The following is a 24,428-nucleotide window of genomic DNA, read 5'->3' as shown; positions in this document are numbered from 1 at the left end:
GTTGTGACCCAGCCGAAACTAATTGTGCAAGTTACGAACAATCGGTAGAAACACCGTAAATCCACACTAACCTCCACGAGATCACGGAGGTACGTGTGAGCTACACCAGAAGAAGCTTCCTGACCGCAGTCGGCGCGACCGGCGGCGCGGGAGCACTACTGGCCACCATGGGGGCACTCGGCCTGGCCCCCACCGCTGAGGCGGCCACGAAGACCGCGTTCACCCCGCCCCAGCCGTCCGACTTCACCCTCACCGGGCGGGCCGGGAAGAAGGTCGTCATCCTCGGCGCCGGCATCGCCGGCCTGACCACCGCTTACGAGCTGGGCAAGGCAGGCTACGACTGCACCTTGCTGGAAGCCCGGGATCGGGTCGGCGGCAGGAACTGGACCATCCGTAACGGCGACCGGCTGACCGAGCTCAGCGGCGCCACCCAGACGGCCCGGTTCTCCCCGGAGAACTACCTCAACGCCGGCCCGGCACGGCTGGCGCAGTGGATGGTCACCCTGGACTACTGCCGCGAGCTCGGCGTGCCCGTGGAGGTCTTCACCAACTCCAACGCCCAGGCGTACATCTTCCACGAGGCCGCCGGGATGACCGCCCCGGTCCGCTGGCGCACCGCCAAGGCCGACGTCTACGGATACATCTCCGAACTGCTCGCCACGGCCACCGACGCCGGGGCGCTGAACGCCAAGCTCACCGCTCAGGACAAGGAACGGCTGCTGTCCTTCCTGTCCTCCTTCGGCGCCATCGGCGGAAAATCGTCCGGGTTCGCGTATACGGGCACCGAACGCCGCGGCTACACCGTCGACCCGGGGGCGGGCGACCAGGCGGGCACCCCGCTCGGCCCGGTCCCCTCGCTTTCCTCGGTGTTCGCCAGCGGCGTCGGGCAGCGATTCGCCTTCGAGTTCGGCTACGACCAGGCGATGCTGATGTTCCAGCCGGTCGGTGGGATGGATGCCATTCCCATGGCCCTGGCCAAGGCGATCGGCAAGCACCGGATCAATACCCAGAGCCGAGTCACCAAGATCACCAATCTGGAGACCGGGGTCGAGGTCGAATACCAAGACAAGAACGGCAAGACCCAGCTGATCACCGCGGACTACTGCGTCGCCGCGATGCCGCCGCACATCCTCGCCCGGACCCCGCACAACCTCGGCACCGACGTCCAGGCCGCGCTGGCGACGCCCGTACCGGTCAGTGTGGGCAAGATCGGCCTGGAGTACCGCAGCCGCTGGTGGGAGACGGACGAGAACATCTACGGCGGTGTCACCAACACCGACCTGGACTTGGGCACCATCTGGTACCCGTCCTACGGTTACCACCAGGGCACCGGCCTGATCGTCGGCTACTACAACTTCGGCCCGCAGGCTGACACCTACGCCGCCCTGTCCCACGCTGAGCGGGAGCGCCGCGCGATCGAGCAGGGCATGAAGATTCACGGCGCCAAGTATCGGGACGAGCTCCAGTCATCGGTGTCCGTCGCCTGGAAGCTCCAGCCGCATATTGAGGGCGGTTGGGTCTCCTGGCCCTCGCGCCAGGGTGCCTACCAGCTGCTCAACCGCCCGGCGGGCCGCGTCCACTTCGCCGGCGACTGGCTGACCTACATGATCGCCTGGCAGCACGGGGCGATCGAATCGGCCCGCAAAACCGTCACCGAGTTGCACCAGCGGGCGCTCAAGGAGTCGTGATGAGAAAGATCGCCGCCCTCGCGGCCGCCGTCGTCCTGGTGTCCGGCGCCGGAGCCGCCGACGCCGCCACGCGGGGCGCCCCCCAACCGCACGATGTCACCCCGATCCTGCCGCCGGGGCAGACCAACCCGTCCATCGCCGACGGCGTGATCATCGGCTCGAACGTGGCCACCTACACCGCCAGCGGCCTGGGTCCCGCCGTGTCCAACCCGGCCGCTCCCGCGGGCAGCCCGGAACGCTACGCCCCGGCCACGCTCCCGCCGGGAGTCACGGTGACTGAGGCGCAGGCCCTGGGAGTGCTGGCGCGGATCAAGGACAACCTGGCCGCCGCCGGGCTGGACGTGGACGATGTCATCTCCATGCGGGCCTACCTGGCCAACCCACCCGGCCAGGACGTGGCCGACTTCGCCGGGTGGAACCGCGCCTACCGCCAGTACTTCGCCAACACCGACCTCGCCACTCGGGCGGTGATCCCGGTTCCCATGGGCACCGCCGCCCCAGCCCCACCCATCCTGGCCAACCCCGCCAGACCCGCCCGGGTCACCATCGAAGTGGCCAACCTGCCGGTCGCCGGCTGGCTGGTGGAAGTGGAGGTGGTCGCCGCCTACCGCTGAGCCGTCCCGGGCCGCCGTACCTCCCCAAAGGGGTACGGCGGCCCGGCCACTCGTTGGGGCGGTCTGGCCAGCCTGGGCGCCTTTCAGTCAGGTGCGGCCCAGGCCGGCGTCGCGGGCGCGGACGATCGCCTCGGCGCGGTCGGCGACGTGCAGCTTGGCGAAGATGTTCGAGACGTTGTTGCGCACGGTCTTCTGCGACAGGAACAACGTGTTCGCGATCTGGGCGTTCGATCGTGCCGCGGCGACCAATGAGGGGATCTCCCGTTCGCGCGAAGTGAGCTGCGGGAACGCGGTGAGGGTCCGAGGCCGCAGACGGGCCGGCGAAGAACTCGGCCACGCGGAGCGCGACCGCCGGGCCGAAGATCGCCTCACCGTGTGCCCGCATTTCCGCCTCGCTGACAGCCGCACGGACCCGCCGGATCCGTTCCCCTGAGCAAGGCTGCCGAGCGTCACCGCCCGACGGTCAATCGCGTGACGACGCCACCAGGGCCATGGCCCTGCCACAGCGGAGGCGTCGTCCGGCGCGGCGTGGGCGACGAGCAGGCGGTACCACACGTCCCGAACGCCGTGCCGGTCGGCTACCCCGGATGGCCCGGGAGGCCGTTTACGCCAGGGCGTCCACGACGGTGCAGGGAGTGACGGGCCCCGTCCACCAGACAGAAGCCAGGGTCGAGGAGGTCTGCTGGTTCTCCGTGAACCGCAGGACCACGGCCGCGAGTCACGACCTGCACGTTGTTGCGGCCCATGCCAGGTAGGCGGGTGTTTGATCAGTGACGACGCGGTTCACGCCATAGCCGGCCAGGCGCCGCCATGCGTTGCGCTCGTTGGGCGTCCAGGCGTAGACCGCGACACCGGCATCTATGTAGGCACGAACGCGGGCCCGCGTCAGGTTGTCGTACCGGATACCCACGAAAGCGAACTTCCTGGCCAACGAGGTCGGCGGCGCCGACGTGGCCAACAGGCCCTTGCGGGCTGGTATCGATCGCACCGCCTGCATAGCAGACGGAGAGAACGACATCAGGCTCGCCCACCCGTAGGCGTTCAGCCGCCGGTAATCACGCTGCAGCGTGCGGAGGTCCGATACGCCGGGGATCTGCTTGAGTTCCACCAGCACCTGGCCACCTCTGCTTCGAACCAGTTCCAGGGCCGCAGACAGCGTCGGAGGGCGCTGGCCATCCGTGGTGCGCAGCGCGCGAAACTGGGCCAGGGACATGTCCGAGACCCGGCCGGCACCGGTGGTCGTCCGGTCAACAGTGTCGTCATGCATGAGCACCGGGTGGTGGTCCCTGGTGAAACGAACGTCGAGTTCGACCTGGCCGGAGCCGGCGTCCAGCGCGCCTTGGAACGCCCTAAGGGTGTTCTCCGCCCCTGAGGCTTGATAGCCCCGATGAGAGACCACTCCCGGCGCCGAACACATCAACGAGGCCGACACCCTGGCGAGATCGTGACCTCCGCCCACCTCGCCCAACGTCACAAGTAGCAGGAAGGAGATCGCCAACGCTTTTGGGGTGATCCCCATGATCGGTGAGTACTGGACAGCGCACAGAGCCGACCTGGTCCATTGGGACGGGCGCACCAGAGCCTCCACCAGGGTCGGGTGCCGGCCCGCAGGCCGATTGGCGCGATCACCCGTCCGAAAGTCCCTGCCCTCAGCTGACGTGATCCGCTGAGGGCGCGGAATGAGAGCCATGAGCGGCTACTTCTCGGGAGCGGCTTGGTTCCTAGTCACCTTCCGCAGGTAGTCGGCCGAGGAGGGCTTGTCGATGAAGGACTTGACCGCCGACCAGCCGTTCGCAAACCGGTACCACCCGGCGAAACGCTCGTCGGCCAACTTTATCTCGACGACCGGCCGAGTACCCTTTCCCTGAGCCATTACGGACGAAGAAGCCGCTCAGACGTACATGCCGAACCAGGCAGGTGCACGCGAGGCCAGGGTGGGCGGTCCTGTAGGCCGGGTGAATGGCCTCGGCCGGCAGTTCGGCGACGAGAAGCCAGCCCGCGGCGGCGCTCACGGTCAGCGTGCAGGTGATCCGATTGGCATTTGTCATGCCGTCTCCCTTCGCTCTGTATCGCAATGGCCCAACCGCTCCGGCGAGCCGGTCGATCAGGAGGAATCCACCCTCGCGATTCCCACTGTTAGTAGTTATCCAATTACTTAGCGTTTACACGGGAGCGGTCACTCGCTCAACTAACCTTTGCCATCGTGGGGGTGCGAGCCTCTCAATGAGGCTCGTCGGCTTTGAGGGGATGCTCCCCCGGTCATGCCGCTGGTTTGATCACTTGATGTGTGCAGGCCAGCCGCACGCGGCGACGCCGGCTATCAAGGTTGCGCAAGCCGGATCCGTGCCGGGCAGGTGCCTGACCAGCCTTGGGATACCAAGCGGTGCAGGAGTTCGTGGAGTTCGGCGCGCAGTTCGAGGGATCTCGGGCCACGATCACTGGCGCGTCTTCAGATGTAATAGGGCGCATCGTCGTCCTGTCGTTGTTGACCGGAGCAGGGCGGCACGCACCAGCCGGGCAACGCGGACAAGACAGTGATGGGGCCTCTGGCCAGGCTCCCATGAAGTCACAACGCCACGTCCGATCAGTGCACACGAGCACCTCCCGGCCAGGGCCGACATATCCCATTGAGGACCCAAGTCAGTCAGTCGATGGGTCAAACCCCGCCGGGGAGGCGCTCATCTACATCATCACTGTCAGTCGTCGTGGAAGTCGCCGGGATTGCAGTAGTCGATCTGGTTGGTGGGGTGGAACGGCCCGTTGACGATCTCCCTTACGAACCGCCCAGTCTCCAGGATTTCCTCCGCCGAGACTTCGAGAGTGAACTCCTGGCCCGGCTGCAACCGGCGGTCGCCGATCAGCACGGGCCGGTTGACCCGGAAGATCGGCGCCCACGGGCAGCAGTAGTAATGGGCACCGGTCGGCGCAATGTAGCCACGTTCGAGACATGCATTGATGTCCTCCTGGAACCGCAAGGTCTGAGCCGGGTTGGGATCGTGGCGCCACATCTCCGTGATCGACTCACGTGCGCGCAGGTCGTTCTTCCAACGGCTCACCGACCTGGGCTGGGTGAGACACCACGGGTCGAAGCCAGCCTGACCGGGACGTGGCAGCTTCTTGCGCGATTCCCCGAACCCGGCCGAGCCGCTGGTGCCAGGCTTGCCATACGTCTTGAGCAGGCTGGGCATGGCCACAAGCTGGCCCAGGTGATGATAGGCCTCCAGGGCGTGGCGCAGCCGCTCCTCGATGAGTTCGTGCAGCCGCGCTTCCGCACGGGGCGAGTACATGTTCGTCGCGTAGTCCGCCGCGGTCGCTGCCTCGGCGGCGATCTGCCGCAGCCGGTGAAGGTCGGCCTGCCGGCCGTGCGGCACGCCCGCGGCCTCTAACAGTGCGAGAGCCAGCTCCGCGTGCTCCCTTATCGCCGCACCGGCTGCGATCATCGCCTCCAGGTGGGGTCGCGGGCAGGGCTCGACCTCCACCCAGCCGGGCAGGTCGGCTGGCAGCGACCGCCGGTCACCGATGGTGAAGCCGGGGTTCGCGGCGGCCTGACGGGCAAGCGACAGCCATCCTTCCACCTGGCCGAAGAACGCCCACACCTGCTCGGCGGTGACCCTGGGAAGGTAACCCACGGTCAGCGCGTCCGCACGGTAGTCCGCCTCGATCATCTTGTCACCGAGCGTCTGCAGTACGAACGCGTTCCACGCGTACAACTGCTGCGCCGAGACCGCCTCCGGGACGCTCCAGGGATCTGCGCCCTGGGCCGCCAGGCTCTTGCGCAGGAGCTCGACGTCATCAAGAACTTGGTAGACACCGATCCCGGCCTTCTGCACCGACTCCAGGGTGTCAGCGGGAACCTCGCTCTTGAACCCCGCGATGACCCGCGTGAACAATCCCGGCCTCTCGGACATCCGTCTCCTATCGTCGCCCCGTCAGATAAGAGACGCGCAGCCACCGGCTCAGGTTCCCTGTTTGCATGACGCGCCTGGAGAGGTAACCGGGCGTCTCGCCGGACGGTTACCTCGCGCCCTGCGAAGCGCCGAGCCTTTGCCCCTCTGCTGAAGCGCAGTTCGATTAGTTCGAGTCAGCCCTATTAACAAAAGTGGGCGCCCCGGGCAGGTATTCGAAGGCTTGCCCGTTCGCGACTTCGACGCGATATGGAACCTGGCGCCGACGCACGCCACCTGCAACGGGAAGAAGAGCAACCGGCCTCCCATCCGGGATGAACTCACCAGATTGGCCCAGCGGAACGAGGCGATCACGCACTCTCCGCACGACTGATGTCGGCTCCGGTTTGCCGCGCCGGGGACGGCAGACCGGGCGGTGTAGGAAACAGGGGGCTGCAGTCGGGGCCGCCCTTGAGGTTACAGACGATCAGATCGTTCCACGACGTGTGACAGCCATCCGGCGTCGCAGTTGGACCGGTGAGGCATTCGAGGAACACGATGCCGAGTTCTGGGCACATGCGCAGAGCCATGCCGGTCGTGCTGCAGGTAAGGGAGTCGTAGGCGACGATCGTGCATGCCTGTTCGCTGTGCAGATACCTCGTGCGGCATTCGTTGTGGAGCTTGACGGCCAGGTCGCACGAGTATTTTCCGTAGTGGGTATCTTGGCCGTTCACGCACTTCTTGTACGCCTTGGCAGCGTCGGCGCATTTCTTTACGTCAAGCCCGCCCTGGCACACCGCGGAATCTAGGGACACCCGCGCCGGCTCGGGCTTCAGCGCGTCGGCGGCGAGCATCGCGGTCACCCCCAACGCCAGACCGAGCAGTATCGACCCGCTGATCATGCCGATTCTGGCACTCCGTGTGCCGGTGCCGCGGTCGCTCGGCCGAGGCACGGGAGCCTCTGCCTCGGCATTCAGCGAAGACCGGACCACAAGCGTCCGTGCGAGTTTGTCGTGAAGGCTCTGGCGGCCGTCGAACAGCAACCAGAGAGCATCCAGGCAAGCGAACGCCCCCCCGCGGGTAGTTCGACCGCGCCGAACTGGACCAGAGAGCGCAGCAGCGTCTGCCCGAAATCCGGGAGTTCACCTGTCGAGGCGGACACCACCTTGATGCCCAGGAGCAGCTTTCCCGGGCTCCGCCCCCACCTCTGCTGACAGAGAGCGAAGAAAAGGATGGTGAGCACGTTGTGAATGAACAAGACCGGCCAGAGCGAGGAGTCGGTTCCCCATGGGTGCAGCCAGTCCTTCGTCTTTGCGACCTCGGTGTACGTCCCCCACAGCGGCAACGAGAAAAGAACGACAAAGAGCCCGTCAAAGAGACTGGCGAACAGGCGGCGCCAACGGGACGCCACGGACATGGAGACGACAGGCGACTCGATCACCGGGTAATTGTGGATTACTGCGCTGAGGGGCGAAAGATGCGTGTGATGAATGGCGCGGAACGGACCTCAGTGGCACCGGCGGCCGGGTCGCTGCGAAGCTCGGGTCCCCGGTCAAATGACGGTCAGACAAGGAAAAGCCCGACCACCGAGAAGGTGATCAGGCTTCCGGCCTGCCGAAACAGTGTCGGGACGACAGGCCCTACCGGGAAGGGGACTAGGACTCTGGGGACGGCGAGGCCGTTTGGCGGACGCTGAGATCATGACTCGACCGATCGCCGAGGAGTGCGACGCCCTGCTGCGTGACGGCGGTATCGCACATATCCGGCCATTGCGCGCCTCCGACCGCGAAGCCCTGCACGCGCTGGTCGCCAGGTCGTCCGAGCGGTCGGCGTACCTCCGCTTCTTCGCGGGAGGCACAGCCACAGCCCACGCGTACATGGACCGCCTGACCGGGCCCGACTACGCAGGCCATGCGCTGGTCGCCCTGATCGGAGGAACGCTGGTCGGCGTGGCCGAGTACATCCCCGACCACCACAGGCCTTCGGCGGATGTCGGGATCCTGCTCGACGACCAGGTCCACGGCCAGGGACTCGGTACCCTCCTGCTGGAGTACATCGCCATCGACGCCGCCGCCAACGGCCTCCAGGAACTCCTCGCCACCGTGCTGGCCGACAACCGGCCGATGCTGCGGGTCATCGGAGATCTCGGCCTGCCGGTCACGCGGCGGTACGACTCGGGCGAGGTGGAGATACGCATCGCGCCGCAGCCGACCGCCCGCCTCCTTGAGGAGATCGAGACGCGCGAACACGAGGCGGAGCGCAACTCGCTCGCCCACGTGCTCGCCCCTCAATCGGTCGCCGTCATCGGGGCGAGCCGAGACCCGACCAAAATCGGGCATCGCGTGCTGCGCAACCTGGTCGACGGGGGCTTCCCCGGGCCCGTCTACCCCGTCAATCCCCACGCCACGGAGGTATGTGGTCTACCGGCCTATCCCGATCTCGCCGCCCTGCCCGGGCACGCCGAGCTCGGCGTGATCGCCACACCGGCCGCCACGGTCCTGGACGCCGCGAGGGACTGCGCCCAGCACGGCGTGCGCGGCCTGGTGGTCCTCACGGCCGGATTCGCCGAGACCGGCGACGACGGCGCGGAGCGGGAGCTGCTGAGGATCTGCCGGGAGATGGGCATGCGCCTCGTCGGACCCAACTGCCTCGGCGTCGTCAACACCGGGGCATCGCTCAACGCGAGCTTCCTCCCCGGCCGGCCGGCCCGGGGCCCCCTCGGCCTGATGTCCCGAGGCCCCCTCGGCCTGATGTCCCGAGGCCCCCTCGGCCTGATGTCACAGTCGGGCGCGGTCGCGGTCGCCGTGCTCGACCGCGCCGCCGAGCTGGGACTGGGCGTCTCCTCGTTCGCCTCGGTCGGCAACAAGGCCGACGTCAGCGGCAACGACCTGCTCGAATACTGGGAGGACGACCCCGATACCGGCGTCATCGCCCTGTATCTGGAGTCGTTCGGCAACCCCCGCAGGTTCGGCCGCATCGCCCGCAGGATCAGCGCGCGCAAACCGATCATCGTCGTGAAGAGCGGGCGCAGCCCCTCCGGCGACCGCGCCGTGCACTCGCACACCGCCGCCGCGGCGACCCCTGACGTGGCAGTGGACACCCTGCTGCGGGCCTCGGGGGTGATCCGCGAGGACAGCGTGCGGGACCTGCTCGACACCGCCCGTCTGCTCGCCTTCCAGCCGCTGCCCGCCGGCCCCACGGAGACAGGGGTACGGGTCGCGATCGTCGGCAACTCCGGCGGCCCGGGGGCGATGACCGCCGACGCCTGCGAACAGCGCGGCCTCGTCGTCCCTGAGCTCTCCCCCGCCACTCAGCAGGCCCTCCGGTCCCGGCTCCGTACGGCCGCCGCCGTACGGAACCCGGTGGACCTGACCGCCGAGGGCGACGCCGGAGAGTTCGCGTCCGCGATCGAGACCGTCCTCACCGATCCAGACGTCGACGTCGTACTCGTCGTCTACACGCCCCCGTTCGGGTCCGGCCTCGACGCCACCCGAGACGCCATCGCCACCGCCGCGGCCGGCTCCGCCACGACCGTGCTCGCCTGTATCGCGGGACATGACGGGCTCATCGGTGGGGCCGTCCCCAGCTACGCCTTTCCCGAGCAGGCCGTTCACGCCCTGAGCCGCGCCGCCGACTACGCCTCGTGGCGGACGCGACCCGTGGCTCCGCCCGAGGACATGACGGGACTTGACCTGCGCACGGCTCGCGCGATCGTCGAACGGGACCTCGCCGCCCACCCGGAGGGGCGTTGGCTCGACACCCGCACCGCGATCTCCCTCCTCTCGTGTTATGGCATCCACGTCGCCGAGTCCGTGATCGCCGACAGCCCCGAGACCGCCGCCGAGGCCGCCGACCTGGTCGGACTTCCTGCGGTGGTGAAGGCCTCAGGTCCGGATCTGGTGCACAAGAGCGACGTCGGCGGCGTACGGCTCGACCTGCGCACGCCCGGCGAGGTCCGGCAGGCCTACCGGGACATGGCCGAGCGGATCGGCCCCGCGATGACGGGCGCGATCGTACAGCGCATGGCGGCGGACGGCGTCGAAATGATCGTCGGCGGTGTCGCGCACGAGGCGTTCGGGCCGCTCATCATGGCCGGGCCCGGCGGGGTCACCGCGGAGCTCCTCGCCGACCGGGCCTTCCGGGTGCCGCCCATCAACCGCGCGGAAGCCGCGGAGATGCTCGGAGAGCTCCGGTGCGCTCCCCTGCTGTCCGGCTACCGGGGACGGCCACGCGCGGACATCGAGGCGCTGGAAAGCCAGATCGTCCGAGTGGGCCGCCTGATGGACGACCTGCCGGAGATCGCCGAGCTCGATCTCAACCCCGTCATCGTCACGCCGGCCGGTGCGGTGGCGGTGGACGTGCGCATACGGCTCGCCCCCGCCTCACCGTGCCCGTCCCCGTACCGCCGCCGGCTCCGCTGAAGGTACGGCATGGGCACCACCTTGGACGGGTGACGGGGACCTGCTTGATCCTGTTCCGGTGCATGAGCCTGGCCGCGTCCCTCGCCGGGGTGCCGCCGGTCACGATGATCGCGGGAGTGGTCATGATCTCGCCCGCCATCGTTGAGACTGGGCAAGTCATGGCGAACGACCCCGACGCGAAGGCCGTCCGTCCCTTTCCGGAATATGCCCTCGGCGATGTGATGGAGGCAGGAAGCCGAACGCGGGCGAGAAGGACGCCAAGGCTGCCTACGGCCAGGGAATCCTCCACCACGTCCGCGTGCAACTCGCCGGCGAGCGGAGCTGATCTCCCGGTCTCGTGGGCGAGGACGGGACCGTGCGCAAATCGAGGGGGGCCATCATGCATGCTGAGGTGCGGGACATCATGACAAGAGACGTCGCGTCGGTCAACGGCAGCACTCCGTTCAGGGACGTCGCCGAGGTGCTCATCGCCCACAGGGTGAGCGCGGTTCCAGTGGTGGACGGCGAGGGCCACGTCATCGGTGTCGTGTCGGAGGCCGACCTGCTCCACAAGGAGGAGTTCAGGGAGCAGTACTTCGGCGAGGGCTACCACCCTCCGCTCCGTGCGCGGCTCCGCGAGCACCTCGGCCCGCAGGGCGGGAGGACGGAGGAGAAGGCCCACGGGGAGACGGCGGCCGAGCTGATGACCGCCCCGGCGATCACGGTCAGGCCGTACACCAGCGTGGTGAGCGCGGCCCGGATCATGGACGAGGAAAGGGTGAAGCGGCTACCCGTCGTCGACGACGAAGGGCGGCTCGAAGGCATCATCAGCCGCCACGACGTGCTCAAGGTCTTCGTCCGGACTGACGACGACATCGCCCGCGAGGTGCGCGACGACATCGTCGAAGGTGCCCTGTGGGCGGACACCTCAGGCGTCCATGTCCGTGCGGCCCGCGGTGTCGTAACGCTGAGCGGCCAGCTGGCCCGCCGCAGCGACGTGCGGATTCTCGTACGGATGACCGAACGGGTCAACGGGGTGATCGAAGTCGTCGACAGGCTGGCGTGGAAGGAGGACGACACTCCCACCTGGGCGACAACGTGATTGAGTCCCCGCCGGCCCTCGCCCTACGGGGACCGCATCAGGGCTTTCCACGAACTCGGAGCGGTTCATGATGCTGCTTGGTCCGGCCCAGCTGTGTTTGCAGGCGCATGACGACATAGCTGAGGGCGGCCATCGCGGATGCGATCGCCAGGCAGCTTGGCGGCAGGGGTTGGGTGCCCAACAGGGCCTGCAACGGCGGCAGGTATACGCCGGCGATTTGCAGCAGCACTGCCGCCCCCACGGCCGCCAGGAGAAACGGGTTGGCAAGGCTGCCCGGGCGTGCCCGGGACCCCAGCGCGACGCCGAACTGTGTCGCTCCGAGGACCAGGAAGACCAGGGACTGCCAGGGGTGGCCGGTGTCGCGCGCCCATACCCCGGCCACCAGGGTGATCAGCGCGATGAATGATCCCATGAAGACGATCCGCCGCCACAAGCCTGCGCCCAGCACCTTCTCCCCCGGCGGCCGTGGGGGACAACGCATCGCGTTGGGTTCGCCGGGCTCGGCGCCGAGCGCCACGCCGGGCACGCCGTGGGTGAGCAGGTTGATCCACAGGATCTGCGAGGGAAGCAAGGGCAGTGGCATTCCCAGGAAGGGCCCGAGAAGCATGACAAGGATCTCCGCGGTGCCCCCGGCAAGACCATAGAGCAGGAACCGGCGAATGTTGGCGTAGATGCGGCGACCCTCGTCGACTGCGGCGACGAGGGTGGCAAGGTCGTCGTCGGCCAAAACCATGTCGGCGGCCTGGCGGGCGACTTCTGTGCCGCGGCGGCCCATGGCGACGCCGATGTCGGCGCGGCGGAGAGCCGGGCCGTCGTTGACGCCGTCCCCCGTCATCGCCACCACGTGTCCGGCCTGGCGCCAAGCCTCGATGATGTCCACTTTCTGCTCGGGAGTGGTCCGGGCGCAGATGCGTATATCGGTCAGCGGCCCAGCGGTGCCCTGCCGGATCCGGTCGCCGGTGGTGACCTGCTGATCGGTGGTGGTGATGCCGAGCCGTTCGGCTATCGCCTGGGCGGTAAGCGGGTGATCCCCGGTGATGACCACGGGCGTGATACCGGCGGCCCGGATGGCCGTGATGGTCGCGTGGGCCTGGCTGCGTGGTGGGTCGAGGATGGCCACCAGGCCGAGGAGCGACAGGCCTTTTTCCCAGTCGTCCGGACAATGAGGCTGTGTCGGCCGGTCGGTCGCGGCGATAGCCAGAACTCGATACCCCGCACCCGCCGATTTCTCGGCCCAGGCCACGGCCCGGGCGAGCACCTGCGCGTCCTCGTCCAGAATGGGAGGTCGGAGCACCAACTCGGGGGCTCCTTTACACACCACGCGCACCCCTCCACCGGGCAAGCGGTGCACGGTCGTCATGCGCTTGCGGCTGCTGTCGAACGGGATCTCCGCGACCCGCGGCAGTTCGCGCTCCAGGGCCGGCCGGTCCAAGCCGAGCTTGGCGCCCGCCGTGAGCAGGGCGGCCTCGGTGGGATCGCCCATCGCCTGCCAAGATGTGCCATCTCCCACCGGCGGTCGCAGCGTCGCGTCGTTGCAAAGCACGCCGGCGCGCAGCAGGGCGGCCAGGTCGGGGGCGTCCCCGGCGGTGATCGGGCTGCCGGCGCGGACGATGTGGCCCTGCGGCGCGTAGCCGATGCCGGTGATCGTCGCTTCACCGTGTGGTGTCCACAGTTTCTCGGCGACCATCCGGCCCTCGGTCAGGGTTCCGGTCTTGTCCGTGGCGATCACCGTGACCGAGCCCAATGTCTCCACCGCGGGCAGGCGCCGGATGACGGCTTGCCGGCCGGCCATTCGCCGGGCTCCCAGCGCCAGTCCCAAAGTCACCACTGCGGGTAGTGATTCGGGCACGGCCGCGACGGCCAAGCTGATCGCGGCCACGATCATCAGTTCCGGCGATTGCCCGCGCAGCAGGCCGAGGGTGAGGACCACCGCGCACAGAGCGACCGTGACGGCGGCCAGGACCCGGCCGAGACCGGCCAGGCGGCACTGCAGCGGGGTCAGGCCGAACCCGGTGTCCATCAGGGACGCGAGACGGCCGATCGTGCTCGCCGTCCCGGTAGCGGTGACCATGACGCGTCCGCGACCGCGCACCACGACAGTGCCCGAGGCCACCGCGCCGTGCTCCGGGCTGTCGCCGGGGGCCTTGTCCACCGGCACGGACTCCCCGGTCAGCGCGGACTCGTCCACCAACAGCCCCGCGGCCTCCACCACGTCCCCGTCCGCCGGCACGACGTCGCCCTCGCCCAGCAACACCAGATCACCCGGCACCACCTCCGCCGACGCGACCTGGCGCTCCTGGCCATCTCGTATCACACGGGCAACCGGAGCGCTCAGGTCCGCGAGGGCGGCGATAGTCTGTTCCGCCCGTACTTCCTGCACCAGGCCGATGGCCGTATTCGCGGTGATCACCAGCAGGATGGCGACGGCGTCGGGGTGATCCCCGGTCACAAGTGTCAGCACGGCGGCTGCCAGGAGGACCAGGATCAGCGGGTCCCGCATCTGGTCCAGCACTCGACGCCATAGGGGTGGCCGAGGCCGCTTCCCGATCGTGTTGGGGCCGTACTCAGCCAGCCGCCGCGCGGCTTCTTCGCGGGGCAAGCCTGCCGCCGTGACCTGCGCCGTCCTATGCCGGTCAGCAGGCATGGCCCCTTCCCCGGTCTGGACCATCAGTCCGGCTGCCGTTCAGAGCCGCGCGGCGGGAGGCGGACGACCGCCGCACGGCCGCGGGTGAGGTGATGGACAGCCGGGCCGCCTGAACCCTGCCGCAAGCCGGTGACACCGCCACGACGGCGCACCCCCATATCGAGGTGTCTCACGGGTCGCGCACCACGCGGACCACCCCGGGCGCTGACCCGGCGATCACCTCGGCGATTCGTGCCGACCTCTCGTCCACCTGGCCGTACAGTCGGACGACTCCGTCGCGTACGGCGACCTGCCAGAGCGCCGCCTCCGGCGATGTCTCCGGGGAATCGCGCAACGCCACCAGCACGTCATCGCGAATCCTCTCGTCCGCGTAGGCCAGCATCCCCATCAGGTCACGCCGGCTGACGACTCCCACCAGGTCGTCGCCGCGCATGACGGGAACGCTCTTGACGCCTGTCGTGATCATCAGGTCCACGAGATCGAGGACGTCCGCGGTCTCCGGGATGGTTTTGACATTCGGTGTCATGACGTCTTGCACGCCCACGGGTGGCCGCGAGCCGGGCAGGGCCGCAGGTCCGAGGTAAGCCTGGGGGTCGGCTTCGAACTCGCCGCGAAGCAGGTCCATCTCGCTGACGATCCCCACCATCCGGCCTTTCTCGTCAACCACCGGCGCGGCCGTGATGTCCTGTTCGTAAAGCAGGTGGACGGCCTGCTTGACCGTCCATGAGCGCGATACGGTCAGTGCCGGCGCAGTCATCACTTCCCGGACGAGCATCACATCACCCCCGTTGCTCCATCTCATACCCCTGACCAGCTCGTCACCCAGAGTCGAAGGTCCCGCACCCGTCAGCGCTCATTTGAGCCGCGCCCGCCCGGCGTACGCCGGGACGTTTCGTCCAGCCTCCGGCGGACCAAGTCCCCTACCCGCCCGGCTACCCGCGGCGAAAGATGATCCGCATCATCCCGCACGACATCACCGGCCGCCGCATCAGCGGTTTCTAGCACTCCGGGAGGGCGTCGGATTTGGACCTGGGACCCATGAGGCGGGGGCTTAGGTCCCTAGCCGCCACGGGGTCTAGGACGCAGCGTGAAAGAAAACCTGGGGAGGTCGTCATGCCGAATCTTGGTGTCGCCATCGTGCGACAGTACCAGCGGGGCGTGGTGTTCCGGCTGGGTAAGGTCCGCGATGTCCGCGAACCATCGCGGAAGGCCGGCGCACGATTCCGGATGCCTTTACACCGCCAATTCAGCACGAGCCACTTGAAGCTACTCGGCACGGATCCGTGGAGTTACCCGTGAAACAGAACCGGAACGGCATGGTAAAGATCTCCTGGCACGGCGGTGACCGCTTCGACGTGCTGATCCGCCATCACATGGTTCGTGTCGACCAGCCCAAAGATTTCGGCGGAAGCGACACCGGCCCCACGCCCGTGGAGTTGTTCATCGGCAGCCTCGCGGCCGGCATCGCCCATTGCGCCGAGCGATACCTCCACCGCTGCCAACTGCCCGCCGGTGTCTCCGTAACCGCCCATTACGGCCTGGGCCTTCACCCGGCGCATGTCAGTCATGTCGACCTGGTCGTCGAGGCTCCCGGCGTCCCCGAAGGATTGCGGGAATCCTTCGCGAACATCGTGGAGCACGGCACCGTGCACAACTCACTGCGGGTGCCGCCGGAAATCACTTTTCAGATCCGCATCGCGGAAGCCGACCCCGCGCTGAAACACGCCCCGCAGTACCCATGAGGCAAACATCACGGAGTTTCGAGCAATGCCTCACTCCGACTCGAATGCGAGGGGGTTCTGCGCGAGTGCCCTACCGAGCTGGCCCGCGTGTGCGCGCTGACTCCGCATTCGCGCGCCGAGCAGGAGTCGGCCTACGGCGATCTGTCCGATCACGAACTCGAGCGCGCCCGCCCCCGTCTGGGTACGGCTGACGCAGGGCCGGACCGGCACCTTGCGCAGGACGGTTGGCGGTTCCACGTCGGCGACGCCGCGCACACCTCGATGCCCCGTCAGGCTCGCTGGCTACTTGGAGCGGATGTACGGCGTCGCCGAGCGCCTGGTCCGCGTGTCGCTGGAGTGCTGCGACGCCCTGGAGGTCATCGCCGCCTACGGCCGCCACCGCAAGAGCCTCTTGTACGTTGACCCGCGCCGACCCTGGGCAGCACCCGCGAGCGGAACTACCGCCACGAGGGGCACCGAGGCCTCGCCGAAGCTCTGCACGCCTGCCGCGCCACCGTCGTCATCTCCGGATACGGCAACCCGCTGCACGACGAGGGCTGTCCCGCGGCCAGCATGATCGGGCACCCGTTACTGAAACGGGCACCGAGCCGGCCGACGTAGCGCCACATCAGTCCAGCCGGTCGCCCCGCGGGCTCACTGCAGAGGCACGCTCCACGTCAGCCGGGTGCCGCCGGACTGGGGGCGTTCCAGGGCGAACGAGCCGCCGAGACCGGCAGCCCGTTCCTCCAGGTTGAGCAGCCCACTCCGGCGGGCGTCCTGCGGGATCCCGACCCCGTTGTCCTCCACCACCAGCGTCAGCAGGCCGTTCGCCGTACGGATCGTCACGGACGCCTGGGACGCCCCGGCATGCCGTACCAGGTTCGAAAGGGCCTCGCGGAGGACGGCGAGCAGTCGTCGGGAGATGTCGGCGGACACCTCGTTGTCCAGATGGCCTTCCAGCATGAGGGCCGGCATAAAGCCGAGATGCCTTCTCGTCCCCTCAACCAGCTTCACGATCTCGGCCCGTAGACCGGTCTCGCCGGGCGCCTGTAACCCGAAGATAGTGGAGCGAATCTGCTTGATCGTGCTGTCCAGCTCATCGATGGCGTTCTGCAGGCGAGAGGACGCCTCCGGCCGCTCGATCAGCCGTACCGCGCCTATCAGCGTCAACGCCACGGCGAACAACCGCTGGATTACGACGTCGTGCAGGTCCTTGGCGATCCGGTCACGATCCTCCAGCAGGCGGAGCCGTTCGGCATCCTTGCGCGTCTCAGCCAACTCCAGCGCGATGGCCGCATGCCCGGCGAACGCGTGCAGCATGCGGAGCTCTGCCTGGTTGAACGGGAAGCGGCCCGAACGCTTACCCAGCGACAGCACGCCGTGTACGGCTCCGGCCGTGCCGAGCGGAACAGCTCCTACCGAGCCCATGGGCAGGCAATCGCGGAAGATCGTGATGAGGTCCGAGTCCTCCATGTCGGTGAGCATGAAGGGCTTGCCGGTCAAGAAGGCTTGCCCGGCGAGGGAGCCTGCCACGGTGACCGCTCTGCCGACAACGGCTTCGGCGCCCTGACCGTCCGCGATCACCACCTGCAGAAGTTCCCCGCTCTCGTCGGGAAGAAGAATGACCACGATGTCGGCTGCGGCCATCTCCCGCGCCTGCCCGGCGATCAGGGAGAGCACCTCTTGCGGTTCGGCACCCGACAGCAGGCTGGCGGTGATCTTCGAGGATGCCTCCAGCCAGGTCTCCCGCCTCCGGGTCTCCTCATACAGCCGGGCGTTCTCGATCGCCACGCCCGCCGCCGTGGCCAGCGCGACGACGATCGCCTGATCGTCCGCGTCGAACTCGCCGCCCCCGCGCTTCTCGGTCAAGTAGAGGTTGCCGAACACCTCCTCACGCAGCCGCACCGGCACCCCCAGAAAGCTGCGCATGGGAGGATGGCCAGGCGGGAAGCCGTATGACTCGGGGTGCAGGGAGATGTCGGCCAGCCGCAACGGCGCCGGCTCCTTGATGAGCAGCCCCAGCAGGCCGAGCCCGTGCGGCCAGTGCTCGATCCTGGCGATCTCCTCCTCGCTGAGTCCCACCGGGACGAACTGGACGAGCGTGTCGTCGTGACCGACCACGCCCAGCGCGCCATAAGTGGCCTCGACCAAAGTCGCGGCAGCTTCCACGATCCGGCGCAGCACCGTCTCCAGATCGAGTTCGCTGCCGACCGAGACCACCGACTCCAGCAGGGCGTGCACGCGGTCGCGCGTGGCCAGCACCGCATCCAGCCTGGCGCGCAGCTCGGCCAGCAACTCATCCAGACGCGTGTGGGGGATCACGGTCCGTCCCCATCTCCGCTACACCTGAAAGCGTCCCACCGGTGACACCGGCCAGGCACTTTCGGCGCATAGAACAGTGTCCGCATGGCATCGGCCATGTGGCGGACCGCGGCTCGGACCGGCGGTGTCATCGGCGCTCCGATCGTGAAATCGTCCCCCTCGATGCCAAGAACGACCAGTTCTCCGGGCAGGCGGCCGAGCGCGCGGCCGAGGTCGATCGCGTCGGCCAGGCCGAAGGAGTGGGAGCTGCCATGCCACGACGCGACCCCAGCGACCCCAGCGACCCCGGCGATATCGGTGTGCCGGTGCACGGTGCCCGGCGCCGCCCCTGAGGAGACCGCGTCGATCACGATGGCCAGGTCGGTGCCGGTCCAGCTGTCGATCAGCTCGGCGGGATCGCCGGCGTTCTCCACGACGGCGACGGACGGCGGAAGCGTATCCCGTAGCAGCCGGACGACTTCGAGGCCCGCGGCGTCGTCGCCCCGGGCGTCGCCGCCGAGGCCGATGACGACTGTTCTACCGGGTGTCTTACCAGGCGTTCTACTGGGCGTCGACATGGAGGTCGAGGAAGTGCGCCGAGCAGGAGATGCACGGGTCGTAGTTACGGATCGCGCGTTCGCAGAGCGCGGTCAGCTCCTCCTTCGGCAGGTGCAGCCGGGGTTCGATGAGATGCAGCAGATCCGTCTCGATCCGGGCCTGGTTCTGCGAGGTGGGCGGCACGATGTCGGCTTCGGCGATCAGGCCGTCGGCGTCGATGCGGTACCGGTGGTAGAGGGTGCCGCGCGGCGCTTCCGAGGCGCCGTGGCCGGTGGCCGCCCGGGGTTCGACCGGGACGGCGGGCGTGTCGGGTTCGGTGTAGTTCTCGATGATCCGCAGCGCCTCGTCGCAGGCGTGGACGATTTCCACTGCCCGCACGACGATGCCGCGGAAGGGGTTGCGGCAGTATTGGCCGAGGCTGACCTCGGCGGCGGCCTGTCTGGCCAGTGCGGACAGCTGCGCCGAGTTGAGGCTGTAGCGGGCCATCGGCCCCACAAGGTAGCCGGCGGCTCCGTCGAGCCGGGCGTGCAGGGCGGTGGAATGGGGCACCTGCTCCTCGGTCACATGCGCGGGCCACTCATGCACGTCGAATCCCTCGCCGTCGCTGGTGGCCACGGAGCCCGACAGGATGGCGTACTCGCCCGGATGGGAGAGCGCGAGGAACCGGTAGTCGTGCTCGATGTCGGGGAAGTCGAACCCGGCCACCCAGGAGACGGTGGCGACGGCGACTTCGCGGGCGCGGCGGAGCCGCTCGGCGGCCGGGGCGAGCTCCCGGCGGGTGGGAACCCGGTAGAAGCCGCCGACTTTCACGTTGACGGGGTGGATCGGCCTGCCTCCGATGGCCGCGACCAGCGCGTTGCCGGCCTTCTTCAGCGACAGCCCGCGTTCGACGAGGTCCCGGTGGTCGGCCGCCATCGCGATACCGCTCTCGTATCCCAGGAAGTCGGGCGCGTGCAGGAGGTAGACGTGCAGCGCGTGCGACTCGATCCACTCGCCGTAATACAGCAGCAGCCTCAGGTCCCGCAGCGGGCCGGACACACGGGCGCCGCATGCCGACTCGATGGCCTGGCAGGCGCTCATCTGGTAGGCCACCGGGCAGATGCCGCAGATGCGGGCGGTGATGTCCGGCGGCTCGGTGTGGGAGCGGCCGCGCAGCAACGCCTCGAAGAAGCGTGGCGGCTCGTAGATCCGCAGCTCCAGTCCGGTGACGCGGCCGTCGCGGGCGCGCACCGTCAGCGCTCCTTCGCCCTCCACCCGCGACAGCCCGCCCACTCGGATCGTCTTGTGCGTCACTCCCGGCCTCCTGCCTCCTCGGCACGCTCGGACGCCTGGCGGAAGGGCTCCTCTGTGGCGTTGAACGTCCGGTAGACGCGCACGAGCTCGGGCGTGCTCATGCCGAGCTCCCGCAGTTGCCTGTTCAGGGCCCCCACGTTCGGCCTTTCCATGGGGCCGAAGCAGCCGTAACAGCCGCGGTTGAACGCCGGGCAGAGGGCTCCGCAGCCGGCCTGGGTGACCGGCCCGAGACAGGGCGTGCCGTGCGCGACCATGACGCAGACGTTGCCCCGGGCCTTACACTCCACGCAGACGCTGTGCGGCGGCACGACGGGGCGGCGCCCGGCCAGGAAGGCCGAGATGACCTCGAGCAACTGCCTCTTGTCGATCGGGCAGCCGCGCAGCTCGAAGTCGACCGGCACGTGGGCGGAGATCGGTGTCGAATGCTCCAGCGTGGCGACGTAGTCGGGCCGGGCGTAGACGACCGAGGCGAACTCTTTCACGTCAGCGAAGTTACGCAGCGCCTGGATCCCGCCCGCGGTGGCGCACGCGCCGATCGTCACCAGGTGCTTCGACACCCGCCGCACGTGCTGGATTCGCTCCAGATCCTCGGGGGTGGTGATCGACCCCTCCACCAGCGACAGGTCGTACGGCCCGCGCCCCACCGCGCTGGACGCCTCCAGGAAGTAGGCGATCTCCACCTTGACCGCCAGCGACAGCAGCTCGTCCTCGCAGTCCAGCAGCGTGAGCTGGCAGCCGTCACATGAGGCGAACTTCCACACGGCCAGCCGCGGGACTCGCCGGGTGTCCTTCGAAGTGCTCATCACAGCTCCCTGACCGCGAGCAGCGGGGCCGCCCGGTCGTAGGTCACCACCGGCCCGTCCACGCAGACGAACAACGGCCCGAGCTGGCAATGGCCGCACCGGCCGACGCCGCACTTCATGTTGCGCTCCAGCAGCACCGCCAGACGCCCGGGCCGCACGCCGCGCCGCACCAGCTCCGCGGCCGTGGCCTTGATCATGGCGTCCGGCCCGCATATGAAGGCGAAGGCGTGGCGGGGGTCGAAGACGATTCGATCGATCAGTCGCGTGACCAGCCCCACCGGCCCCTTCCACGCCCGGTCGGGGTGGTCCACGGTCACCTGGACGTCGATGCCATGATCGTCACGCCAGCGGGCCAGCTCCCGGGGATAGATGACGGTCGCGGGCGTCCGGGCGCCGACGATCACGCTGACGCGCCCGTACCGGGACGCGTGCCTGGCCAGGTCCCGCACGACCGGCCGTAGCGGGGCCAGACCGAGCCCCCCGGCCGCGACGACAACGTCCAGCCCGGCCGCGGCCGACATGTCCCACCCCGTGCCGTACGGCCCGCGGAGCCCCACGATCTCTCCCCGCCGTTTACGGCACAGCGCGCCGCTGACCGCACCGACCGCGCGAATCGTCTGCACGTACCCGCCCGACCGCGCCCGGCCGCTGATCGAGATCGGGATCTCCCCGACTCCCGGGGCGTAGAGCATCGTGAACTGGCCCGGCACGAAAGGAGGGCACACCCCCTGGACCGGCTCCAGCGTCAAGGTAACCGTGTCGGCCCGGTCGGGCCGGCGGGAGCGCACGCGGTACGGCTCGGGCGTCATCGGATGCGGCTCCGGCCTCATCTCCGGCCTCATCGCAGATTCGCCAGCTCCTCGGTCACATCGATGCCGACCGGGCACCACGTGATGCACCGTCCGCAGCCCACGCAGCCGGACGTGCCGAACTGGTCGAACCATGTCGCGAACTTGTGCGTCAGCCACTGCCGGTAACGTCCGGCCCCCGAACCGCGCACGGGAGAGCCGTTGAGCTCGGAGAACTCCAATGTGAAGCAGGAGTCCCAGCGCTCGATCCGCTCCGCCGTACCGCTGCCGAGGTCGGTGGTGTCCTCCATGGTGGTGCAGAAGCACGTGGGACACACCATGGTGCAGTTGGTGCAGGCGAGACAGCGCGACGCGACCTCGTTCCAGCGGGGCGAGTCGTGCGCCTCCGGCAGCCACTCCTGGATGCCTTCCGTCTCCACCTGACGGCCCATATGCTCGGCCGCCGTACGGGACACCGCCTCGGCGGCCACCAGATCGTGCTGCACGGCCGGGACATGTGGCAGAGCCTCGATGACCTCCGCGCCTCGCTCGCTTCCCGCCTCGATCAAGAACCGGTGCGGGGCGGCGAGCTCGGTGAGAGCAAGATCGAACCCGGTGCTCGCCCTCGGCCCGGTGCCCATCGAGACGCAGAAACAGGTGCCACCGGGCACCGCGCAGTTCACCGTCACCAGGAACAACGCCTCGCGCCGCCTGCGATAGGCGGGATCGGGATGCCTCCCCCCGAGGAACACCCGGTCCTGTACGGCCAGCGCGGCCAGGTCGCACGGACGCACCCCCAGCAGGGCGACGAGAGGCGCCTCCGGCTCAACCTCCTCAACCGTCTCCTCCCGCATGCGCACGAGGGTCTGCCGGGGCGGCTGGGTGTAACGCTTGGCGGAGTCGGGGCTGGCGGCGAAGTCGAAGATCATATCGTCGTCTCGCTCGGTCAGCCGATAGCGCCCGGGCTCCTGCTGATCTCCCTTTCCCCGCGGCAACTCGGCCGCCGAGGAGACCTCGTCCATCCGGATCGCGCCGTTACGCGCCACCGGCCCGACGACAGTGAACCCACGCGACCGCAGCTCCGTGACCAGCGGTTCCAGTGAATCCATCACGACAGCGTCCATGGGATACCCCCTCCCGCCGCTGCACCTGCGCGACGGAAATCCCCTTCGTTCACACACTACGGCGCGTCCAGCCGGCGAGGAGAGGTGAGGCGCGCCGGCGTCGGCGAGACGCTCGGTGTAGCGGATCGACAGGTTGAATCCGCCCTGACACCCCCGGTCGGAGTGGTGTACCAGGCCGTTCACTGTTCCGCCGCGTCGCCAGATCGCCATCTCCAACGCGTCCAAGGGCAGATCAGTGCGCAGGTGGCCGGCCAACCGCCATCCAACGATCATCCGCGAGTACACGTCGATGACGAACGCAGCGTAGACGAACCCCGACCAGGTGTGGATGTAGGTCAGGTCGGCAACCCATAGCTGGTTGGGCGCCGAGGCGGGGAAGTCGCGCTCGACCAGATCGCCAGGCCGCGGCATCTGCGGCTCGACGGGATCGCGCGGGTCGCCGAGTGCTGCCGGATCTCAAACACCATCCGCACCGCGCGCTCGCGAAGCTCCCTCCAGGCCCGCGAGAACACAGGATGAGTGAGTCATCCCACAGGTCATGTGGTCTTGCGCAGGAGGAGTGTGCCGCCGGGGAAGCGCTGGCCCGGGTTGGGCTGGCGAATCAGCCTGGCCAACTCGGTGAAGCCTGCCTGCCGGCTGAGTTCGGCGAGCAGGTCGATCGGCCAGCGGTATGCGAGGACGACCTTGTGGTCGAAGGGTTCAAGCTCGGGCCCTTCGAAGAAACCGAGGAGCAGGTGCCCACCGGGGGCGAGGATCCGGTGCATCTCCGCGAGGATTCCCGGAAGCTGCTGGGGCAGGGTGTGGATGATCGAATACCAGCTCAGCACTCCGCTGACGGAGGCGTCGGCGAGATCGAGGACTGCCATGTCGCCGACCTTGAAGCGCATCCGGGGGTGGGCCTGCCGGGCGATCTCGATCAGGCGCGGGGACAGGTCGATGCCGAACGCGTCGACGCCGAGGCTGTGGAGGTGGGCGGCCATGCGGCCGGGGCCGCAGCCGAGCTCGACGACCGGGCCCTGCACGAGCTCGGCGAACAGGCCGAGGAGCGCGCGATCGAGCGGGTCCTCCTCAAGCTTGCCGCGGACGAAGTCGGTGTAGACGCTGGCGAAGGCGTCATAGGCATCGCGGACCTGGGAGGGCATGGCTGGGGATGATAGCCCACGGCGGCGATCGTCCCAACCCGTACGGCGCAAGACATCGCGGCCGCCGCGAGCACATGAGTGACACCGTTCGGGCCATCGCCGGCCTGCTCTCCCATCAGCAGACCGCAGACCTGATCCCAGCCCGGCAGATGTGACACCAGTCCCGCCGAAGCGCGGCCACGTCACCTGGCGCCCCGTACGACCCCCGCCGCGTCCCGCGGCTTCTTCGCGGCACGCGGTCGCGCTGAAGTCCGCGGCCGAGGTGTGGGTGCAGCCCGTGGGCAGCCGAAGGGCCAAGTCGCTGGCCCAGCTTTGACCAGCCGCCGGCGGCTCCCCCTGCCGGCGGCGAGAAAGCGAACCAGCACC

General features: G+C 68.6%; 22 protein-coding genes and 1 pseudogene. 5 read left to right on the top strand and 18 right to left on the bottom strand.

Going from position 1 to position 24,428, the window contains the following annotated elements:
- Positions 1–95: 95 nt before the first annotated feature.
- Together N5079_RS26365 and N5079_RS26360 are read left to right on the top strand one after the other, a co-directional pair.
- A complete protein-coding gene (locus tag N5079_RS26365) occupies positions 96–1,688 on the top strand; it encodes a flavin monoamine oxidase family protein (protein WP_315967888.1) in 1,593 nt (530 codons plus the stop codon).
- Positions 1,688–2,302 (top strand): Rid family hydrolase, encoded by a 615-nt coding sequence (locus N5079_RS26360; protein ID WP_261586783.1) that lies wholly within the window; start codon positions 1,688–1,690, stop codon positions 2,300–2,302. Before N5079_RS26365 ends, N5079_RS26360 begins: the two co-directional genes overlap by 1 nt.
- Before the next feature lie 87 nt (positions 2,303–2,389).
- On the opposite strand, the gene N5079_RS35400 is transcribed toward N5079_RS26360, so the two are convergent.
- The 6 genes from N5079_RS35400 to N5079_RS26330 form a co-directional block, all read right to left on the bottom strand.
- The gene (locus tag N5079_RS35400) at positions 2,390–2,551 is read right to left on the bottom strand and encodes a response regulator transcription factor (protein ID WP_315967887.1); all 162 of its coding nucleotides are present in this window, start codon (positions 2,549–2,551) and stop codon (positions 2,390–2,392) included.
- 469 nt (positions 2,552–3,020) lie between these two features.
- Entirely contained in the window at positions 3,021–3,821 is an 801-nt protein-coding gene (locus N5079_RS26350) for a glycerophosphodiester phosphodiesterase (protein ID WP_261586782.1), read from the bottom strand.
- A 177-nt stretch (positions 3,822–3,998) separates the two neighbouring features.
- Positions 3,999–4,133, bottom strand: a complete 135-nt coding sequence (locus N5079_RS26345; RefSeq protein WP_261586781.1) for a hypothetical protein — start codon at positions 4,131–4,133, stop codon at positions 3,999–4,001.
- A gap of 865 nt (positions 4,134–4,998) precedes the next feature.
- Complete coding sequence (locus N5079_RS26340) at positions 4,999–6,210, bottom strand: hypothetical protein (RefSeq protein ID WP_261586780.1); 1,212 nt, start codon at positions 6,208–6,210, stop codon at positions 4,999–5,001.
- Positions 6,211–6,557: 347 nt separating this feature from the next.
- Complete coding sequence (locus N5079_RS26335; protein ID WP_261586778.1) at positions 6,558–7,088, bottom strand: hypothetical protein; 531 nt, start codon at positions 7,086–7,088, stop codon at positions 6,558–6,560.
- Between the two features lie 71 nt (positions 7,089–7,159).
- The gene (locus N5079_RS26330; RefSeq protein WP_261586777.1) at positions 7,160–7,627 is read right to left on the bottom strand and encodes an RDD family protein; all 468 of its coding nucleotides are present in this window, start codon (positions 7,625–7,627) and stop codon (positions 7,160–7,162) included.
- Positions 7,628–7,886: 259 nt separating this feature from the next.
- Here N5079_RS26330 and N5079_RS26325 point away from each other — a divergent pair, with 259 nt between their 5' ends.
- On the top strand, positions 7,887–10,607 hold the full coding sequence (locus N5079_RS26325) for a GNAT family N-acetyltransferase (RefSeq protein WP_261586776.1): 2,721 nt from the start codon (positions 7,887–7,889) through the stop codon (positions 10,605–10,607).
- Here N5079_RS26325 and N5079_RS35630 read toward each other — a convergent pair.
- On the bottom strand, positions 10,516–10,731 hold the full coding sequence (locus N5079_RS35630; protein ID WP_410007831.1) for a CBS domain-containing protein: 216 nt from the start codon (positions 10,729–10,731) through the stop codon (positions 10,516–10,518). The two genes, N5079_RS26325 and N5079_RS35630, sit on opposite strands and share 92 nt — an antisense overlap.
- A gap of 279 nt (positions 10,732–11,010) precedes the next feature.
- On the opposite strand from N5079_RS35630, the gene N5079_RS26320 reads away from it, so the two are divergent.
- Positions 11,011–11,688: a CBS domain-containing protein gene (locus tag N5079_RS26320; RefSeq protein ID WP_261586774.1), complete on the top strand. Its 678-nt coding sequence runs from the start codon at positions 11,011–11,013 to the stop codon at positions 11,686–11,688.
- Positions 11,689–11,725: 37 nt separating this feature from the next.
- On the opposite strand, the gene N5079_RS26315 is transcribed toward N5079_RS26320, so the two are convergent.
- Together N5079_RS26315 and N5079_RS26310 are read right to left on the bottom strand one after the other, a co-directional pair.
- Positions 11,726–14,332: a cation-translocating P-type ATPase gene (locus N5079_RS26315; protein WP_261586773.1), complete on the bottom strand. Its 2,607-nt coding sequence runs from the start codon at positions 14,330–14,332 to the stop codon at positions 11,726–11,728.
- A 169-nt stretch (positions 14,333–14,501) separates the two neighbouring features.
- A complete protein-coding gene (locus N5079_RS26310; protein WP_261586772.1) occupies positions 14,502–15,089 on the bottom strand; it encodes a CBS domain-containing protein in 588 nt (195 codons plus the stop codon).
- Positions 15,090–15,627: 538 nt separating this feature from the next.
- Here N5079_RS26310 and N5079_RS26305 point away from each other — a divergent pair.
- Positions 15,628–16,074 (top strand): OsmC family protein, encoded by a 447-nt coding sequence (locus tag N5079_RS26305; RefSeq protein ID WP_261586770.1) that lies wholly within the window; start codon positions 15,628–15,630, stop codon positions 16,072–16,074.
- A gap of 30 nt (positions 16,075–16,104) precedes the next feature.
- On the opposite strand, the gene N5079_RS26300 is transcribed toward N5079_RS26305, so the two are convergent.
- From N5079_RS26300 to N5079_RS26260, 9 genes and pseudogenes are all read right to left on the bottom strand, one after another.
- Positions 16,105–16,311: a hypothetical protein gene (locus N5079_RS26300; protein WP_261586769.1), complete on the bottom strand. Its 207-nt coding sequence runs from the start codon at positions 16,309–16,311 to the stop codon at positions 16,105–16,107.
- A gap of 396 nt (positions 16,312–16,707) precedes the next feature.
- Positions 16,708–18,375, bottom strand: coding sequence for a GAF domain-containing sensor histidine kinase (locus N5079_RS26295; RefSeq protein WP_261586768.1), 1,668 nt, complete (start codon positions 18,373–18,375; stop codon positions 16,708–16,710).
- Positions 18,372–18,932 carry a hydrogenase maturation protease gene (locus tag N5079_RS26290; RefSeq protein ID WP_261586767.1) on the bottom strand — a complete coding sequence of 187 codons (561 nt, stop codon included), beginning with the start codon at positions 18,930–18,932 and terminating at the stop codon, positions 18,372–18,374. The genes N5079_RS26295 and N5079_RS26290 overlap by 4 nt, the downstream gene beginning before the upstream one ends.
- The gene (locus tag N5079_RS26285) at positions 18,916–20,205 is read right to left on the bottom strand and encodes a Ni/Fe hydrogenase subunit alpha (protein WP_261586766.1); all 1,290 of its coding nucleotides are present in this window, start codon (positions 20,203–20,205) and stop codon (positions 18,916–18,918) included. The genes N5079_RS26290 and N5079_RS26285 overlap by 17 nt, the downstream gene beginning before the upstream one ends.
- Entirely contained in the window at positions 20,202–21,008 is an 807-nt protein-coding gene (locus N5079_RS26280) for an oxidoreductase (RefSeq protein ID WP_261586765.1), read from the bottom strand. The genes N5079_RS26285 and N5079_RS26280 overlap by 4 nt, the downstream gene beginning before the upstream one ends.
- The gene (locus N5079_RS26275) at positions 21,008–21,850 is read right to left on the bottom strand and encodes an FAD/NAD(P)-binding protein (RefSeq protein WP_261586764.1); all 843 of its coding nucleotides are present in this window, start codon (positions 21,848–21,850) and stop codon (positions 21,008–21,010) included. The genes N5079_RS26280 and N5079_RS26275 overlap by 1 nt, the downstream gene beginning before the upstream one ends.
- A complete protein-coding gene (locus N5079_RS26270; protein WP_261586859.1) occupies positions 21,847–22,920 on the bottom strand; it encodes a 4Fe-4S dicluster domain-containing protein in 1,074 nt (357 codons plus the stop codon). Before N5079_RS26270 ends, N5079_RS26275 begins: the two co-directional genes overlap by 4 nt.
- 75 nt (positions 22,921–22,995) lie before the next feature.
- Positions 22,996–23,328: pseudogene (locus N5079_RS26265) on the bottom strand (DDE-type integrase/transposase/recombinase); the annotation flags it as partial.
- A gap of 128 nt (positions 23,329–23,456) precedes the next feature.
- The gene (locus N5079_RS26260; protein WP_261586763.1) at positions 23,457–24,062 is read right to left on the bottom strand and encodes a class I SAM-dependent methyltransferase; all 606 of its coding nucleotides are present in this window, start codon (positions 24,060–24,062) and stop codon (positions 23,457–23,459) included.
- Between the last annotated feature and the right edge of the window lie 366 nt (positions 24,063–24,428).

The sequence above is a fragment of the Planotetraspora sp. A-T 1434 genome, from assembly GCF_025420585.1.
In the GTDB taxonomy this organism is placed as follows: Bacteria; Actinomycetota; Actinomycetes; order Streptosporangiales; family Streptosporangiaceae; genus JAOEGB01.
This window is presented reverse-complemented; position numbering and strand designations above follow the sequence as displayed.

Bases quoted from the DNA above. Each gene is read 5' to 3' on its own strand.
- N5079_RS26360 (WP_261586783.1), top strand. From the start codon at position 1,688: ATGAGAAAGATCGCCGCCCTCGCGGCCGCCGTCGTCCTGGTGTCCGGC.
- N5079_RS26350 (WP_261586782.1), bottom strand. From the start codon at position 3,821: ATGGGGATCACCCCAAAAGCGTTGGCGATCTCCTTCCTGCTACTTGTG.
- N5079_RS26340 (WP_261586780.1), bottom strand. From the start codon at position 6,210: ATGTCCGAGAGGCCGGGATTGTTCACGCGGGTCATCGCGGGGTTCAAG.
- N5079_RS26335 (WP_261586778.1), bottom strand. From the start codon at position 7,088: ATGATCAGCGGGTCGATACTGCTCGGTCTGGCGTTGGGGGTGACCGCG.
- N5079_RS26325 (WP_261586776.1), top strand. From the start codon at position 7,887: ATGACTCGACCGATCGCCGAGGAGTGCGACGCCCTGCTGCGTGACGGC.
- N5079_RS35630 (WP_410007831.1), bottom strand. From the start codon at position 10,731: ATGACCACTCCCGCGATCATCGTGACCGGCGGCACCCCGGCGAGGGAC.
- N5079_RS26320 (WP_261586774.1), top strand. From the start codon at position 11,011: ATGACAAGAGACGTCGCGTCGGTCAACGGCAGCACTCCGTTCAGGGAC.
- N5079_RS26315 (WP_261586773.1), bottom strand. From the start codon at position 14,332: ATGCCTGCTGACCGGCATAGGACGGCGCAGGTCACGGCGGCAGGCTTG.
- N5079_RS26310 (WP_261586772.1), bottom strand. From the start codon at position 15,089: ATGACTGCGCCGGCACTGACCGTATCGCGCTCATGGACGGTCAAGCAG.
- N5079_RS26290 (WP_261586767.1), bottom strand. From the start codon at position 18,932: ATGTCGACGCCCAGTAGAACGCCTGGTAAGACACCCGGTAGAACAGTC.
- N5079_RS26280 (WP_261586765.1), bottom strand. From the start codon at position 21,008: ATGAGCACTTCGAAGGACACCCGGCGAGTCCCGCGGCTGGCCGTGTGG.
- N5079_RS26275 (WP_261586764.1), bottom strand. From the start codon at position 21,850: ATGAGGCCGGAGATGAGGCCGGAGCCGCATCCGATGACGCCCGAGCCG.
- N5079_RS26270 (WP_261586859.1), bottom strand. From the start codon at position 22,920: ATGGACGCTGTCGTGATGGATTCACTGGAACCGCTGGTCACGGAGCTG.
- N5079_RS26260 (WP_261586763.1), bottom strand. From the start codon at position 24,062: ATGCCCTCCCAGGTCCGCGATGCCTATGACGCCTTCGCCAGCGTCTAC.